Source organism: Achromobacter sp. Marseille-Q0513 (genome assembly GCF_018195695.1).
Lineage (GTDB): Bacteria > Pseudomonadota > Gammaproteobacteria > Burkholderiales > Burkholderiaceae_B > Achromobacter.
Window position 1 is genome coordinate 1 of sequence record NZ_JAGTJY010000376.1, and the last position, 1,125, is coordinate 1,125.

Annotated in this window: 1 protein-coding gene; it reads left to right on the plus strand. The window is 61.2% G+C overall.

The window, feature by feature from the left end; translation table 11 throughout:
* Nucleotides 1-1,057, plus strand: a 1,057-nt coding sequence (locus KDH83_RS30740) for an IS4 family transposase (RefSeq protein WP_212322836.1), incomplete at its 5' end; no start/stop codon positions are given.
* Nucleotides 1,058-1,125 lie beyond the last annotated feature (68 nt).

Below are 1,125 nucleotides of genomic sequence, written 5' to 3' on the forward strand. Positions count from 1 at the left end.
GCTACCGGTGCCCAGCGCCAGCGTGCAGGCTCGCCAGCGCCTGGGCGAGGAACCGTTGGCTCAACTGTTTAGTTTGCTGACCCGTGCCTGGGGCCGTTGCCAGGCAGCATCGCAGCCGTTGCGGGTGTTGGCGGTGGACGGCGTGGTGTGGTCGACGCCGGACACGCCCGAGAATCGGCAACACCTGGGCAGTGGCAGTACGCAGCATGGCCCGCTACCCTGGCCACAGATCCGAGCCACCTGCCTGATGGACACGCATAGCCATGAGTTGCTGGACGCCAAGCTCGGGGCCATGGACTGCGGCGAACTGAGCCTGGCTACGCAATTGCAAGGCATGGACCACTCTATGACCCTGTTCGATCGGGCCTACTTCTCAGCGGCCTTCCTGCTGGATTGGCAAAGCGCAGGTGAGCAGCGCCATTGGCTGATGCGGGCCAGGGACAACTTGCGCCACGAGCCACTCAAACAGCTAGCCCCCGGCGATGCGCTGATCCGCATGCCGGTATCGCAGCAAGCGCGTAAATTACGCCCGCAGCTACCAAGCCATTGGCAGGCTCGGCTCATTGAGGTGAATGTGGGTGGGCGGTTGCGGCGCTTCATCACTTCGATGCAGGATCATCGCAAGTACCCCGCTCAGAAACTGGCCGAACTGTACCGCCAGCGCTGGGAGATTGAGCTGGGGTTCCGCGAGATCAAACAATCCTTGCAGGTGGGCGAGCCGGTACTGCGCAGCAAGCGGCCTGAGTTGGTGCGACAAGAGCTGTGGGGCGTGCTGATCGCCTATACCCTGCTGCGGCGCTGGATGCGCGAGATGGCCCGCGAACTCAAGGTCGAACCCCAGCGCATCAGCTTCCACACCGCGAGCTACGCCATCGTGAATCTGCTGAACGTCGCGAGCCTGGACTCAGCCGCAAACTTGCCCAAGCACTTGGCCGCTTTGCTGGCACAGTCTCGCTACTTCTTACTGCCACCTCGACGAACTGACCGAGCATTCCCCAGAGTCGTTAAAAATCGGGCGCATAAGTTCCCAAACAAGAAAAATGCCAGTCAGGGTTAACTGACTGGCATTGACCTCTCGGGTGGCTTTTTTTGCGTCGAACCCCCACGTGTTCCTTGCTTAATTCA